13 protein-coding genes are annotated in these 14,984 nt (G+C 52.6%); 4 read left to right on the top strand and 9 right to left on the bottom strand.

The features are described 5' to 3' along the window. Positions 1–60: 60 nt before the first annotated feature. The 7 genes from pgi to AAC086_RS12520 all read right to left on the bottom strand — a co-directional run bounded on the left by pgi (position 61) and on the right by AAC086_RS12520 (position 8,083). The gene (gene pgi, locus AAC086_RS12490) at positions 61–1,707 is read right to left on the bottom strand and encodes a glucose-6-phosphate isomerase (RefSeq protein ID WP_339778996.1); all 1,647 of its coding nucleotides are present in this window, start codon (positions 1,705–1,707) and stop codon (positions 61–63) included. A gap of 83 nt (positions 1,708–1,790) precedes the next feature. Further along, positions 1,791–2,750 carry a PfkB family carbohydrate kinase gene (locus AAC086_RS12495; protein WP_339778997.1) on the bottom strand — a complete coding sequence of 320 codons (960 nt, stop codon included), beginning with the start codon at positions 2,748–2,750 and terminating at the stop codon, positions 1,791–1,793. Positions 2,751–2,891: 141 nt separating this feature from the next. Continuing rightward, positions 2,892–3,473 carry a protein-tyrosine-phosphatase gene (locus tag AAC086_RS12500; protein ID WP_339778998.1) on the bottom strand — a complete coding sequence of 194 codons (582 nt, stop codon included), beginning with the start codon at positions 3,471–3,473 and terminating at the stop codon, positions 2,892–2,894. Positions 3,474–3,563: 90 nt separating this feature from the next. Then, complete coding sequence (speB, locus tag AAC086_RS12505) at positions 3,564–4,529, bottom strand: agmatinase (protein WP_339778999.1); 966 nt, start codon at positions 4,527–4,529, stop codon at positions 3,564–3,566. Between the two features lie 22 nt (positions 4,530–4,551). After that, entirely contained in the window at positions 4,552–6,057 is a 1,506-nt protein-coding gene (locus AAC086_RS12510; protein WP_339779000.1) for an aldehyde dehydrogenase, read from the bottom strand. 65 nt (positions 6,058–6,122) lie between these two features. Further along, positions 6,123–6,671, bottom strand: coding sequence for a cupin domain-containing protein (locus AAC086_RS12515; protein WP_339779001.1), 549 nt, complete (start codon positions 6,669–6,671; stop codon positions 6,123–6,125). Between the two features lie 32 nt (positions 6,672–6,703). Further along, complete coding sequence (locus AAC086_RS12520; protein ID WP_339779002.1) at positions 6,704–8,083, bottom strand: glutamine synthetase family protein; 1,380 nt, start codon at positions 8,081–8,083, stop codon at positions 6,704–6,706. 305 nt (positions 8,084–8,388) lie between these two features. Between AAC086_RS12520 and AAC086_RS12525 the strand changes: the two genes are divergently transcribed. The 3 genes from AAC086_RS12525 to AAC086_RS12535 all read left to right on the top strand — a co-directional run bounded on the left by AAC086_RS12525 (position 8,389) and on the right by AAC086_RS12535 (position 11,972). Continuing rightward, complete coding sequence (locus AAC086_RS12525) at positions 8,389–9,759, top strand: aspartate aminotransferase family protein (RefSeq protein ID WP_339779003.1); 1,371 nt, start codon at positions 8,389–8,391, stop codon at positions 9,757–9,759. 133 nt (positions 9,760–9,892) lie between these two features. Further along, positions 9,893–11,272, top strand: coding sequence for an FAD-dependent oxidoreductase (locus AAC086_RS12530; RefSeq protein ID WP_339779004.1), 1,380 nt, complete (start codon positions 9,893–9,895; stop codon positions 11,270–11,272). A 199-nt stretch (positions 11,273–11,471) separates the two neighbouring features. Next, positions 11,472–11,972: a group III truncated hemoglobin gene (locus AAC086_RS12535; protein WP_339779005.1), complete on the top strand. Its 501-nt coding sequence runs from the start codon at positions 11,472–11,474 to the stop codon at positions 11,970–11,972. Positions 11,973–11,979: 7 nt separating this feature from the next. On the opposite strand, the gene AAC086_RS12540 is transcribed toward AAC086_RS12535, so the two are convergent. Continuing rightward, positions 11,980–12,792 carry a LytTR family DNA-binding domain-containing protein gene (locus AAC086_RS12540; protein WP_339779006.1) on the bottom strand — a complete coding sequence of 271 codons (813 nt, stop codon included), beginning with the start codon at positions 12,790–12,792 and terminating at the stop codon, positions 11,980–11,982. Positions 12,793–12,893: 101 nt separating this feature from the next. Here AAC086_RS12540 and AAC086_RS12545 point away from each other — a divergent pair, with 101 nt between their 5' ends. After that, positions 12,894–13,427, top strand: coding sequence for a DUF6622 family protein (locus AAC086_RS12545; RefSeq protein ID WP_339779007.1), 534 nt, complete (start codon positions 12,894–12,896; stop codon positions 13,425–13,427). A 206-nt stretch (positions 13,428–13,633) separates the two neighbouring features. Here AAC086_RS12545 and AAC086_RS12550 read toward each other — a convergent pair whose 3' ends face one another. Further along, positions 13,634–14,947 carry an FAD-binding oxidoreductase gene (locus AAC086_RS12550; protein WP_339779008.1) on the bottom strand — a complete coding sequence of 438 codons (1,314 nt, stop codon included), beginning with the start codon at positions 14,945–14,947 and terminating at the stop codon, positions 13,634–13,636. Positions 14,948–14,984 lie beyond the last annotated feature (37 nt).

Raw genomic sequence — 14,984 nt, forward strand, 5'->3', positions numbered from 1 at the left:
GGCAGCGCCAAACCGCGCTGCCTTTGATTCAACATGTAAAACTGAAGACCCGCGAAACAATCAGGACTGTAACGCGCGCAGTTCCGCTATTAACCCTGCTGTTGATGTATCGCGCTGGTCGGCACTTTGGGCCCCCTGCACCATCGGCAACAATTCTTTTGCCAATTGTTTGCCAAGCTCGACCCCCCATTGATCATAGGAATTCACATTCCAGATCACTCCCTGAACAAAAATTTTATGTTCATACATGGCAATCAGGCGGCCCAGGGTAAAAGGATCCAGTGTGCGATACAGGATCATGGTGCTGGGTTTATTCCCGGCGAACACCTTGTGCGGTGCCAAAACGTCTATCTCGTCGGGTGCAATTCCCTGGGCTTCCAGTTCCTGGCGTACTTCAAGTTCGGTTTTGCCAACCATCAGGGCTTCGGCCTGGGCAAAGCAATTGGCAACCAGTTTGTCATGATGATTTTGCAAATCATGATGCGGTTTCGCCGCAACCAGAAAATCAACCGGGATCAGTTCCGTACCCTGATGGATCAACTGATAAAAAGCATGCTGCCCATTGGTTCCCGGTTCGCCCCAAATGACCGGGCCGGTTGCCAATTGCACCGGTTTACCGTCACGCGTAACCGATTTGCCATTACTTTCCATATCGGCCTGCTGCAAATAGGCAGGAAGACGCGACAAATGCTGATCGTAGGGTAAAATGGCATGGCTGGATGCGCCGAGAATATTACGATACCACACCCCGATCAGCCCTAACATAACCGGGATATTTTCCGCCAGCGGTGCCGATTTGAAATGCGCATCCATGGCAGCCCCGCCGCGCAGCATTTCTTCAAATCGATCATACCCAACGGCAAGAATGATGGGCAAGCCAATGGCCGACCAAAGGCTGTAACGCCCGCCAACCCAGTCCCAGAACCCAAAGGCATTTTCGGTATCAATGCCAAATTCCGCAACCTTGTCCAAGGCTGTCGAAACAGCGACAAAATGCTTGGCAACCGCACTTTCATCGCCCAACGCATTCACCAGCCACGACCGCGCAGAATAGGCATTGGTCAGGGTTTCGTCGGTGGTAAAGGTTTTCGATGCAATAACAAACAGCGTCGTTTCTGCACTAAGCCCCTTTAATGTATCAACAATATGGGCACCATCGACATTGGATACGAAATGGCAGGTTATGCCGTCAATATGATAGGGGCGCAGGGCTTCATTGACCATCACCGGGCCCAGATCGGACCCGCCAATACCAATATTGACCACATCGGTAATCTTTTTACCGGTATGCCCAAGCCATTGACCATTATGCACGCGGGCGGCAAAATCCTTCAGGCGTGCCAGAACATCCTTGATGCCCGGCATAATGTCTTCGCCGTCCACTTCAATGGCGTCACCCTCAAGGTTACGAAGGGCCGTATGCAAAACAGCGCGGTGTTCGGTAATGTTGATCCGTTCCCCGGCAAACATCCGGTCGCGCCAATCGGCAACCCCCACTTCCTTTGCCAGTTCAAGAAGACCATTTAAAACACTGTCGGTAATAAGGTTTTTAGAATAATCGACAAACAAGTCATCCAATGTCGAATGATAGCGCAAGAACCGTGCCGGATCTTCGGTAAAGGCTTCACGCAAGTTCAGATTGGCCGATACATCATCGCCAATCTTTTTCAGGTTTTCCCAACATTCGCTTAAACGTTCTGTCGACATGCTATCCTCGATTTCCGGTGCAATAGTCTAAAAGCATTATGGCGCAACGGCCCAGTATTATATGTTTTACGCAATTGGCAAAATCATGCAGCCGCCATAAAGGCTAAAACTTCTTTTTCCATTGGCAACGCGTTAATTGCACCACGCTTGGTTGCGGTTAAAGCCCCAACCGCATTTGCAAAACGACAGGCCGCCCCGATCTGTTCCGCCGAAGATAATAAATCGCCGTTTTTTAATAGTCGCGATAAAAATCCGGCGGTAAAACCATCCCCGGCCCCTGTGGCATCAACTGATGTCACACGAAATGGCTCGGCAAAGCCGCTCCATTGCGGGGTGTAGAACCGGCTGCCTTTTGATCCCATGGTCACGATGACCAGTTTCCAGTGATCGCACCACAACTGTTTGACACCGGCTTCAAAATCTTCTTCGCCCGTCAAAAACGTGACTTCGTCATCGGAAATTTTAACAATATCCGCCCTAGAAATCGCCAGACGCAAAATCTCGCGCGCCTTGTCCTCGCTGGGCCATAACGGCATCCGCAAATTGGGATCGCACGAAATAATCGCCCCGCCTTCGCGGGCAATTTCAATGGCACGCAATGTTGCGGCGCGCGGATTATCATCAATCATGCAAAGAGTACCGTAATGAAACAGCCCGCAATCGGTCAACATATCGGTATCAAGATCAGCCGGTGACAACAGCATATCGGCCGAGGGCGAGCGATAAAATGAAAATTCGCGTTCCCCATCGGCCCGCAAGGATACAAAGGCCAGCCCGGTCAGGGCTTCCTTGGTCAAAATTATGCCTGACGTATCCACATTATCGGCTTTCAGGGTATCAACCAGAAAATGACCAAATGCATCATCGCCCAACTTGCCAATAAAACCGGTTTCAATGCCCAGCCGCTGCAGCCCAACAGCCACATTGCCCGGCGCCCCACCAGCAGCCTTGGCAAAGGCTGGCGCATCGGCAAGACCTGTGCCGGTTACTGTCGGCACAAAATCAATCAACAACTCGCCAAGGCAAACTGCTTTTGCCGTCATCTGTATTCTCCACTGGTTTTGCCGATATATCACCGGCCTGTAACGTTTCAGGTGTGGGACTTCCTTCTTTTAATCGATTCAATCCATCGCGCAAAGAAAAAGCCGCTATCAGGAACAACGGCTTGTTCTCGCGGCATAATTTTAATCCGTCGCCATGTCGACTTCCCGTTTCCGGCCAATTTCAGTCATCCAGGTGGCAAAATGCGGGTCCCGTTTGATCTGCCGTCCGTAATGCCGACGCAAGGCCGCGCCAAAGCGGCCATCACGGCCCAATATCTCGTCAGCATAGTCAACCATTACCGAATTGGGCCAGGCCTGGGGGCGAATGGCAACAAGCCGCACAAACAGGTCATCTTCGCTAATTTCGGGCTGTGCCTGCGCCATCAACATGACCATGGACGCGGTTGAACGTGAAACACCCATATGGCAATGCACCAGCAAATGACCGTCTTCACGCAAATCACAGGATTTCGCCAGTTCATCGCCAAATGCCAGCACTTTTTCAACGTGGTCCCGCCGGGGCATTTCCATGCCCGGAAGGTCCTCGATGATGTCATGAAACCGCAAGATCGTACGTTCATGCGGGGCAAAGTCCCGAAAAGCTTCCGGGTCCGGGGTTTCCGGGTCCAGCACTGATAAAATATGGGTTACTTTGCGTTCAGCATGGCTGGGAAGTTCTTCAATACCGCAGATCGTCAGCAGCGAAATCGAAACCGATTGCATGGCATCATCCTGTTGTAGCGTAAAAAAGAAACGACCAGCATCCTACCCGGACGCTGGCCGTTTTTAAACGCATCAACACAAGGTTGGCGATTATTTCTTATTTGCCGCGTGCAAATTCAGCATTTCCCACGCCATTGTCGCCCCGGCAAGCGAGGTAATGTCGGAGACATCAAACGGCGGCGACACTTCAACCACATCACTGCCGATCAGATTAATGCCTTCAAGCCCGCGCAAAATCGACACCGCCTGATGGCTGGTTAACCCGCCAAGAACCGGCGTGCCGGTACCAGGCGCGTAACACGGATCAAGCCCGTCAATATCAAAGGTAATATAGGCCGGGCGGTCCCCGACCGTTTCCTTAATGCGGGTTACAATTTCGGCAATCGACATTGCCTGCACATCGGGCCCGTGCAAAATGTTGTATCCATGTGTCGATTCATTATGGGTACGGATACCAACCTGAATCGATTTTGACGGGTCAACAATGCCCTTTTGCGCGGCATGCCAGAACATGGTGCCGTGGTCGATCCGGTCGCCATCATCTTCCCAGGTGTCGGAATGGGCATCAAACTGAATCAGCGAAATGCCATCGCCATACTTTTCAGCATGGGCCTTCAGGATCGGATAGGTGATAAAATGATCCCCGCCAATCGTCAGCATTTTAGCACCCGATTTTACAATATCGCGCGCATGATCCTCGATCATTTCCGGCAATTTTTCCGGGTACCCCGGATCAATCACCATGTCACCGTAATCGATCACGGCCAGTTCGGCGAAAATATCGCGCCCCGAGGGAAAGTGCGGTGCCCATGCCAGATTGGCCGATGCACGACGCACCCCTTGCGGACCAAGGCGCGTGCCCGGGCGCGAGGACGTTGCCAGATCATAAGGCACCCCCGTCACCGCAACATCAATACCATTAAGGTCGCGGCTGTAACGGCGACGCATAAAAGACAACGCGCCGGAATACATCGGCTCGCTGGTGTTTTGATGCACCGATTTCGCGGTAAAGGCGTTGTCGCCGCCCTTGGTGTCAATAACGCCGGTACTGCTCATTTTAATCCTGCCCTTTCAAATCTCAGGCGTCGCCCAGTGCAATCCAGGTCGACTTGATTTCACAATATTTATCAAGCGCATGCAGCGACCGGTCGCGACCTGTGCCAGACTGTTTATAGCCGCCAAACGGCATGGTCATCGACCCGCCATCCCAGCAATTAATCCACACCAGCCCGGCGCGCAATTTACGTGCGGCCATATGCGCCTTGTTGATGTCGCTGGTCCAGACCGCAGCAGCAAGCCCGTAGGGCGTATCGTTGGCGGTTTTAACCGCTTCCTGCCAATCGGCAACAGAAATCACCGATAATACCGGGCCAAAGATTTCTTCGCGCGCAATCGTCATGCCGTTGTTAACGCCATCAAACACGGTTGGCTCAATATAGTAACCGCCGCTCTCGGTTCGCACCTGGCGACCGCCCATGCACAAGTCCGCCCCTTCGGACTGACCTTTTTCAATATAGCCCAAAACCCGGTTCATCTGGGTTTCATCAACAATGGCCCCCATTTCGCTGGCGGGGTCCAACGGGTCGCCCGGCTGCATGGCCTTGCCTGCGGCAATTACTTTTTCGATCAATTCGTCCTTGATCGATTCCTCAACAATCAAACGCGACCCTGCCGTGCAGACTTCACCCTGATTATAGAAAATGGCACTTGCCGCCTCGGCAGCCGCGACATCAAGATCCGGGCAATCGGCCAAAACAATGTTGGGGCTTTTACCCCCACATTCCAGCCACACCCGCTTCATGTTTGACTGGCCGGAATATTGCAAAAACAACTTGCCGACTTCACCCGACCCGGTAAAGGCAATGCAATCCACATCTTCATGCAGGCCAAGCGCCTTGCCTGCGGTCGGACCAAACCCCGGAACAACGTTCAAAACGCCCTCGGGCAAGCCAGCTTCAACCGCCAGCTCGGCCACGCGCAGCGCTGTCAGCGATGATTGCTCTGCCGGTTTAAGGATAATCGAATTCCCCATCGCCAATGCCGGGCCCAGCTTCCAGACCGCCATCATCAACGGAAAGTTCCACGGGACCACGGCGGCAACAACGCCCAGCGGTTCACGCGTGATCATGCCAATCGAACGCGGGTCCGACGGCGAAATTTCGTCGTAAATCTTGTCGATCGCTTCGGCGTACCAGCGAATACATTTATAAGAAAGCGGGATATCATCACGCACAGCCAGGGTAATCGGCTTGCCCATATCCAGACTTTCAAGCAAGGCCAGTTCGCTGGCGTGCTTTTCCATCAGGTCGGCAAATTTCATCATCACCGCTTTGCGTGTGCCCGGCGATGCTTCTGACCAACTGCCTTTTTCAAACACGGCCCGGGCAGCCGTAACGGCACGATCCACATCGGCGAGGTCACATTCGGCAATTTTGGTCAGGACCGAGCCATCCCGCGGGCTGATACAATCAAACGTCTTGCCCGACAGCGCATCAACGTAATCGCCATTGATAAACGCCTTGTTGCGAAAATCCAGGCTGTTGGCCTGCAATTTCAGGGCTTCAAAACTAAGGGAGGTTGTCATGGGATAACTCCTTTCGCGGGGCGGGCCTTTAATGTGCCCAACCTTGCTTGCGCATAATTGTGAATTCAGTATGACGGTGGTGTCGCAGCACTGACCACCTCGCATTCAACGTCGCCGGCATTGCGAAAACGATGCGGGATTTCGGCATTGAAATAATAGGCATCCCCGGCGCCAAGAACTTGCACTCTGTCGCCAACGATAACTTCCAGTTTGCCGCGGACCACAACACCGGCTTCCTCGCCCTTTTGCACGATCAGCTTGCTGCCCGTGTCGCCACCGACCGGGTAAATTTCGTGCAAAACGCGAAGCCGACGGTCCTTTCGGGTTGCCCCCACCAGACGCATCGACATTGTGCCATCCGACAGTTCAACCAGATCGTCGCCTTTGAAGAAAATTTCTTCACCATTTTCAATATCAATGGTGAAGAAATCTATCATCGTGATCGGTATGCCCTGCAACACTTTTGACAGCGAATCAACGGACGGGCTGACGCGGTTTTGCTCGATGGTGGAAATGGTACTGTTTGTCACTCCGGCCCTTCGTGCCAGTTCACGTTGTGACAAACCATACATATTCCGGATTGCCTTCAGACGATCTCCAACCTTCTGGCTCATCTTTTTATCCTTGGCACCGGTAATGATTGTGCTCAAACCGCGTCAAGATACCAGCGATGTTCAAGCGGTGTGACCTCGGAGAAGAACTCGTCATATTCCGCCCGGCGGCACACATCAAACACGTCGACAAACTCGTCGCCCAGATAGTCACGCATGATTTTGCCATTGATGAAATGGTCCAGTGCGGAAATCATGCTCCGGGGGACAATAAGCCCCTTATGTTGCTCATAACCATTGCCTTCAATCGGTTCACCCGGATCAAGTTTGTGCTTAAGGCCGTAATGAACCCCGGCCAGCACACAGGCCAGCACCAGATAGGGGTTGGCATCCGCGCCGGAAACCCGGTGCTCGACCCGGGCGGCCTTGGCATTCCCTGCCGGAACCCGCAAGGCAACGGTGCGGTTATTCAAACCCCAGTTCGGCGACATCGGCGCATAGGCCTTGTTCTGGAACCGGCGATAGGAATTCGGGTTCGGGGCAAAAATCGCCATGCTTTCGAACATGGATTTTTGCAACCCGCCAATGGCATTTTTCAAAAGGTCGGAAACTTCTTCATCGCCAACCGGGCTGAAAACATTGTTTCCTTCAGCGTCACGCAGGCTCACATGAATATGCAGTCCGTTGCCTGCCTGATCGGAATACGGCTTTGCCATAAAGGTTGCTGTCACCTTGTTATCCCAGGCAATGCCTTTGACAACACGTTTGAGCTGCATGGCATGATCGGCGGCCTGCATCGGATCACTGACATGGCCCAGATTAATCTCGAACTGGCCCGGGCCCGCTTCGGCCACAATCGTATCGGCGGGAATACCCTGCCGGTTCAATTCGCTGACGGCATCATGCAAAACCCGGTCAAAGTTTTCAATTTCCTGAAGACCATAAACCTGAATGCCATCAGATGCATAACTGCCATCAAGCGGTGCGGGCGGAATCGGTCGCCCGGTTTCATTCTGGTCTGCCAGATAAAATTCCAGTTCCAGCGCCACGGTGGGATAATACCCGTCGGCTGCCAACCGGTTTACAACCGATTGCAGCACATTGCGCGGGTCGGCGAAAAACGGCGTCCCGTCAAGATCGTACAGCGACATCATGACCTGCGCCAACGCCTGTTCCCCGTAAGGAACACGATGAAGCGTTCCGGGAATAGGTTTGGCAATGCTGTCACGGTCCCCGCTGGACCACAAAAGACCGGTTCCTTCCGGGTTATTCCCGGTAATATCGACCAGACAGAGCGACCCCGGCATGTTGATGCCTTCGGCATAGCTTTTCAGAAACTTGTTTTTGGTGACACGTTTGCCACGAAAAACACCATTGATATCGGGGAGCAATAACTCAAGTAGTTCGATATCCGGATTTGCCTCGAAAAAACGTTGGGCTTCCGCCCTACTGTCTTCGACGAACGACGTGTTCATCGTCTATTACTCCCTGCACGGCTGTTCATTTATATCATACCAATGTTATCGTGCCGCGCCGCATCAAAACGGTCAAGACCTCGTTCGATATATCGTTCAAGCAAACCAGGTTGGCGGGGCACACCTAATATTGGATCATACCCGATTTGCACCTCATATCCAACCACATCGGCAAAAACCCGCCAATAATTCTTCTGATGCTCAATCAAATTTATCACTTGCAAAGGTGTTCAAAAAAACGAACACTCCTGTCAAACGTTCGACATTTCGGACATCAATGGCCTGCTACGCCGTCAGGAGAAGTCATGAACCAGCTTGAAAAAACCGCCTATTGGCAAAATCTTGACCAACAACACCACATCCATCCCTTTACCGATACCGCCGATCTGAACAAGCGCGGCACCCGTGTGATCAAATCTGCATCCGGTGTCTTTATCGAAGACAGCGAAGGTAACAAATACCTTGATGGCATGGCGGGTCTGTGGTGCGTCAATATCGGCTATGGCCGCAAGGAACTTGCCGAAGCTGCATATAAACAGATGCTGGAACTGCCCTATTATAACAATTTTTTCCAGTGCGCCCATGAACCGGTCATCGAGCTTTCAAAAGTTCTGGCAGAAATCACCCCGGCGCATATGAACCATGTTTTTTATGCCAATTCAGGCTCGGAAGCGAATGACACGGTTGTTCGTATGGTCCGCCAGTTCTGGAACCTGAAAGGCAAGCCCGAGAAAAACTATATCGTCAGCCGCAAAAACGCCTATCACGGCTCGACCATTGCAGGGGCATCCCTTGGTGGCATGGCCGGGATGCACGCGCAAGGCGGGCCGATGTTGCCTAATGTGGTGCATATCGACCAGCCTTACTGGTACGGCGAAGGCGGCGATTACACGCCCGAAGAATTTGGCCTGATTGCGGCACAAAAGCTGGAAGCAAAAATCGAGGAACTGGGTGCAGATAAAGTTGGCGCCTTTATTGGTGAACCGCTCCAGGGTGCGGGGGGTGTTATTATTCCACCGTCAACCTACTGGCCGGAAATTCAGCGTATCTGCCAGAAATACGACATCTTGCTGATTACCGATGAAGTCATTTGCGGCTTTGGCCGTACCGGCAATTGGTTTGGATCAGATACTTTCAACATCAAACCGGACCTGATGCCAATGGCAAAAGGTATGTCGTCGGGCTATCTGCCGATTTCGGCTGTCATGGTTGGCGACCGCGTTGCCGATGTCCTGATCAATCAATGCGGCGAATTTACCCACGGCTTCACCTATTCCGGGCATCCGGTCGCCGCAGCCGTGGCGCTTGAAAATATTCGCATCATTCGCGATGAAAAAATGATCGAGCGCGTGCGTGATGACATTGGTCCGTATTTCCGCAAACAACTGGCAACACTTGAAGATCACCCGTTGGTCGGCGCGGTTGAAAGCATTGGCCTGATCGCCGGAATGCCGTTGGTGGCCGATAAAAAGACCCGCAAGGGCTTTGACAAACCCGGCACCGTTGGCACCATCTGCCGTGATTTCTGTGTTGAAAACAAGGTTATCATGCGCGCCTGTGGTGACCGTATGGTGTTGTCACCGCCGCTGATTATCAGCCATGACGAAGTTGATGAAGTTGTCAAACGCGCCCGTGCCGCCTTTGACGCCACCGCCAAAAAGATTGGCGTGATGTAAACTTTATTCATTGGCTTTCGCTTTAACACCCGGCACGATCGCGATTGTGCCGGGTGTTTTATTTTGCCACCCCGCCCCGGCTACCACACAGCGTCGCGCTTCCATTCGCCCCAGATAGGGATAAGAACCCGCCATGTCCCACATGTTGTCCCAGTCCTCATCGCCCTTACGCCGCCTGTATGAACCAGGTGCATATCAAACCGCCGAATTACCGCGTAGTTTTTGGGCGGACAGTGTCGGCACCCTCCCCGCCTGCCAGGCTTTACCGGCATCGGGGGACCTTAAAACCGATATTGCCATTATTGGCGGTGGCTATACCGGGCTGTCTGCGGCGTTGCGCCTGGCGCAATCCGGGCGATCTGTATCCGTCTTTGACGCAGGCCGCCCCGGTTGGGGCGCATCGGGCCGCAATGGCGGCTTTTGTTGTTTGGGCGGTTCGATGCTGTCATGGGGTAATCTGGCAAAACGGTTTGGCGATGATGCCAGCCGCCAGTTTGCCCGCCATCAACTTGCCGCCATTGACCTGGTTGACCACCGCATTGCCAACTGGCAGGCAGATGTTGACCGTCATTCTGATGGCGAAATGGTCTTGGCCCATAAAGCCGGACGCATCCGCGATTTGCACGAAGAAGCCCGCGAACTGACCCATTTTGCAGGCATAAAAAGTACCTTTCACACGGTGGAATCATTGCAGGAACAAGGCATGAATGCCAATGGCATTGCCGGTGGACTGCATGTAAAAGCAGGCTTTGGCCTGCATCCGTTCAAATATCTTGCCGCATTGCACAAGGCATGTCTTGCGGCAGGTGTTCAGATTTTCGAACAGGCGGAAATTCACCACATTGAGGAAAGTACGAATAATGTCACCTTAATCAGTGGTGACTGCCAAATTACTGCCGACCAAGCCATTCTTGCCACCAATGGATATAGTGCCGAAAACATGCCCCAATGGCTGGCCGGGAAGCTTTTGCCCGTTATATCGGGCATTCTGGTAACCCGCCCGTTAAATGACAGCGAGCAGCGCGAACAGGGGTGGACCAGCAACATGATGGCTTATGACACAAGGGTTCTGTTGCATTATTTTCGCAAACTGCCCGATGGCCGTTTCATGTTTGGCGGGCGCGGTGGCCTTGATGCCACGCCAGATGGCCAACAAAAAGCACGGGCCGTTTTAATTGATGAATTTCATGCCATGTTCCCGGCATGGCGCGATATTGACATCACCCATCACTGGAACGGCCTTGCCTGCCTGTCACAATCCTATCGGCCCTTTGTTGGGCAGGTTAACGGTTACCAGCGGCTATGGGCATCCATTGCCTATCACGGCAACGGTGTTGCCATGGCAAGCTATGCCGGAGACTTGCTGGCCCGCAAAATAACCGGTAATGTGACAATGTCCGACATTGGCCCGGTAATGGGGCTGCCCCCCAAAAGATTTCCGCTGTCCGGGTTGCGCCGCCAATATCGCTGGCTGGCCTATTGTGCCTACGGCTTTTACGACCGGTTCCTCTAAAACCGGATTTCACCAATCGCAGCCGACATCCGGCGTGACATAGTCTGCGGGCCAGATGTCGGCAAAGGCGCCTTGCCTTTTGCAGACCAAAAGGCATTTCACAGCCTTGCGAGGACCGTTTCGTGACATATGTCATTTCAAGGTGACACGCCCTATCGTATAAACAGCGCCATCCTCACTTTAAAATGAAAATGCCATTATGTCGGATCTGATCCATTCCATTGATGAAAATGACGGTCTTAGCCATCAAGAACGCCGCGAACGCGCGACGCGCAAAATCATGGATGAAACCGGTATTGATCAGCAGATGATCCATGATGTGGTTCATGGGTTTTACGACAAGATTCGTGCCGATGCGTTTCTGGGGCCGATTTTTGATGCCCGCATTGATGATTGGGACGCGCATTTGAAAAACATGTGCCAGTTCTGGTCATCGGTGGCGTTGGCCAGCGGTGCCTATTACGGGCGGCCCATGCAAAAACACATGCCCCTGCCCATCGACCGCCATCACTTTGATCAATGGCTGGCCCTGTTTGCGGAAACACTGGGCGAACTTTGCCCGCCCGTGGCAGCACGCCATTTCATGGAACGCGCCCTTCGAATTGCGCAAAGTTTTGAAGTTGGCATCGCCGCACATAACGGCACCATTCTTTCCAAGGGCGAACGCTATGACCCTGTTTCAAAATGGCAGCCCGAATAACCAACCTTCACTGCAAAGTTCGTTCCTCGGGGAACCCCGCCCCGCGAATTTCTGCAAAGCGTGAACGACTGACGGGCAACGTTGTGCCGTCATCAAGTTCAACAAACAGGTTGCGGCTTTTATTGACAAGCCGACGAATTGCCGAACGTGCGACCCAATGAGAACGGTGAATTTGCAGCCCGTCAGCACCGCCAAGTTCTTTAAGTGCATCCGAAAAGCGCAAAAGAACCAGCACATGCCCAAGCCGCGTATAAACCTCGACATAATGGTCGCTAGCAGAAAGACGGACAATGTCATGCCCCAGTTCAATCGGAAGACGACGCAGCAGATCGGGGCAGCGGGTGTTTTTGTCCGCCGGGATTTCATCGGTCATCTCAATATCGGCATTGCCGGTTCGACGGGCAGCGACCCCGACGATCATGGCAATCGCGGTTACCGTAACGACAACGTTTGCAAACATTGCCAGCAAGGTTTCACGGCCCGGTACCCTTAGATCGACAACAGTTGTTACAGCAACCACGGCCACAAACACTATCGGCGACGCAAAAGCCCCCGCCAGCACATAGCGTAATACCGGCGAAAAACGGCATCCCAAAATTTTCAACCAAACCAGGATGCCCAGTGACGCAACGCCTGCGCTCACACCGGCAACAAAGAATTGTCGCGCAAACAGATACAGGATCTCCGACACCGGGGTATGAAGTGAAAAACCATTCACCGCAGAGACAACCGAAACAGCCCCGACAATCGCCAGAAAAATCGGCGACTTTACCAGGATGCACCATTTACGAAGCGCAAATTGTACATCTGCGCGGCTCACGAAAGCCTGTTCTCTTTTCACGCAAAATACCTTGTTGATCGCAAGACAAACGCAAACATAGCCGTTCTCTTATCTCCACATCAAGTTAAGGACGGTTCAATTTGACCCTGTTTTCAATCCTCTCCGGCACGCCCGTCTGGGTTTGGCTGATGCTGGCATTTATTCTGTATCGCGGTTTAAAAGCGACCCGCCCCCGCCAGACCTCGCTTCATGCTCCGCTGTTAATGCCAGCCATCATGTTTATAAGCTCGCTCACGTCTCATGCCCGTCAATTTACGGACCCTGACTTATCTGGTCTGCTGTGGCTTGCGACCCTGGCAGTCGGCGGCATAATCGGGGGGATGCTGGCCTCTCGCCTCAAAATCAATGTTGATCCGGGGCCTCCTGTCATTCTTCATCGTCCGGGAAGCTGGATCAGTTTTCTCCTCATACTGGCGATTTTTCTGACCCAATATATTTTTGGCGTCATAAATGCCACTCAACCTTTACTTGCAAATTCCCCGACCACAATTTTGCTGCATACCATGCTTCTGGGCCTGTTCAACGGACTTTTTCTTGGTCGTGGTCTGGCGATATTCCATTTTGCCAAAAAACATCAACGGACCTTTTTATCGAGCAAAAAGCATACCGCATGATCAGCGCCAGCATGTCACCGGCAATGTCGTTTCACGGCTGCGTTTTGGTAAATATCCCTAACCGGAGCAGAGAATAAATACAGCGATCAATGATCTGGTCACGCTTGCCAACCAAAATCGCCATCCGGTTATTTCAATCCGGCAAACTTTTTCCGGCTGGTGCATAAACTTGCTGGTAAAGCGGTTCAATGAAGGGCTCGGGGTCCCTAAAACCGGTCGCGCAATGAAAACCATGTCATTGCCAGAACCAGCAGTGGGTATCGCAAGCTTTTACCGCCGGGAAACTCGGGTACGGGTACATTTGCCATCACATCAAACCGTTCCATGGTGCCTGAAACCGCTTCGGCCATGATCTGCCCGGCAAGGGTCGCCATGGCGACCCCGTGCCCGGAATATCCGCTGGCCGAAAACACCCTTTTTTCAACACGCCGAAAATACGGCATTCTGTTCATGGTGATGGCCAGGGTTCCACCCCAACCATAATCGATCCGGGCATCACGCAATTGCGGATAAACTTCAAGCATATAAGGCTGAACGAAACTTTTGATGTCTTTGGGGAAATGATAGCTATAGGTTTCACCACCGCCAAAAAGCATGCGGTTATCGGCACTTAGCCGATAATAATTGATAACAAATTTTGAATCAGCCACCGCAACATCATCGCGAATAAGCGCGCGGGCCATATCTTCGCCCAGCGGTTCGGTCGCAATGACAAAATTGTTAATCGGCATTACCCGTCGGGCAACACGGTCATCCAGCCCGTCAAGATACCCGTTACAACCCAAAATCAGCATTTGCCCGGTTACGGTGGTCCCGCCTTGCACCTTTACGGTAACATTTTCATCGGTGCTATATTCCGTCACCATGGCATTTTCGTAAATGCGCACACCGGCCTGGCGCGCCGCCACTGCCAAACCAAGGGCAAAGTTTAACGGGTGCAGGTGCCCGGCCCCCATATCAAGCGATCCGCCATGGTAAAATTCAGAACCCACCATGTCGCGCATTTCATCACGGTTAATATTGCGAATCTGATCATAACCATATTCGTCACGCAATTTGTCGGCATATTCGTGGGTGCCTTTCACAAACCGTTCGCGATGATCAGCATGTAAAATACCCGGCTTCCAGTCGCAGTTAATGCCGTGCTTTTTAATCAGGCTTTTAACAATGTCCTTGGATTGCTCGGCGATGTCCCACAATTTACGGGCATCGTCCACGCCCAGCATTTTTTCAAGTTCATCCTGTTCGCGCCGCTGACCGGACCCAACCTGCCCGCCATTGCGCCCCGACGCCCCCCAACCCACCTTGTGGGCTTCTAGCAACACCACATCATATCCCTGTTCAGCCAGATGCAATGCCGATGATAACCCGGTAAACCCGCCGCCAATCACCACGACATCACATGTGACATCCCCATCAAACGTATCAAAACCATAAATGGGATGGGCCGATGCCGCATAATAGGAATCCGGATAGGCACCGGTCTTGTCATTTGCAGTCAGAAAATTGGGGGTAAACACAATATACCTCGGTGTTATGGACTGGTCGAAGTGTGCG

The organism is uncultured Thalassospira sp., from assembly GCF_963976115.1.
GTDB lineage: Bacteria > Pseudomonadota > Alphaproteobacteria > Rhodospirillales > Thalassospiraceae > Thalassospira.

Coding starts and splice junctions, on each gene's coding strand:
- pgi (WP_339778996.1), bottom strand. CDS start 1,707: ATGTCGACAGAACGTTTAAGCGAATGTTGGGAAAACCTGAAAAAGATT.
- AAC086_RS12495 (WP_339778997.1), bottom strand. CDS start 2,750: ATGACGGCAAAAGCAGTTTGCCTTGGCGAGTTGTTGATTGATTTTGTG.
- AAC086_RS12500 (WP_339778998.1), bottom strand. CDS start 3,473: ATGCAATCGGTTTCGATTTCGCTGCTGACGATCTGCGGTATTGAAGAA.
- speB (WP_339778999.1), bottom strand. CDS start 4,529: ATGAGCAGTACCGGCGTTATTGACACCAAGGGCGGCGACAACGCCTTT.
- AAC086_RS12510 (WP_339779000.1), bottom strand. CDS start 6,057: ATGACAACCTCCCTTAGTTTTGAAGCCCTGAAATTGCAGGCCAACAGC.
- AAC086_RS12515 (WP_339779001.1), bottom strand. CDS start 6,671: ATGAGCCAGAAGGTTGGAGATCGTCTGAAGGCAATCCGGAATATGTAT.
- AAC086_RS12520 (WP_339779002.1), bottom strand. CDS start 8,083: ATGAACACGTCGTTCGTCGAAGACAGTAGGGCGGAAGCCCAACGTTTT.
- AAC086_RS12525 (WP_339779003.1), top strand. CDS start 8,389: ATGAACCAGCTTGAAAAAACCGCCTATTGGCAAAATCTTGACCAACAA.
- AAC086_RS12530 (WP_339779004.1), top strand. CDS start 9,893: ATGTCCCACATGTTGTCCCAGTCCTCATCGCCCTTACGCCGCCTGTAT.
- AAC086_RS12535 (WP_339779005.1), top strand. CDS start 11,472: ATGTCGGATCTGATCCATTCCATTGATGAAAATGACGGTCTTAGCCAT.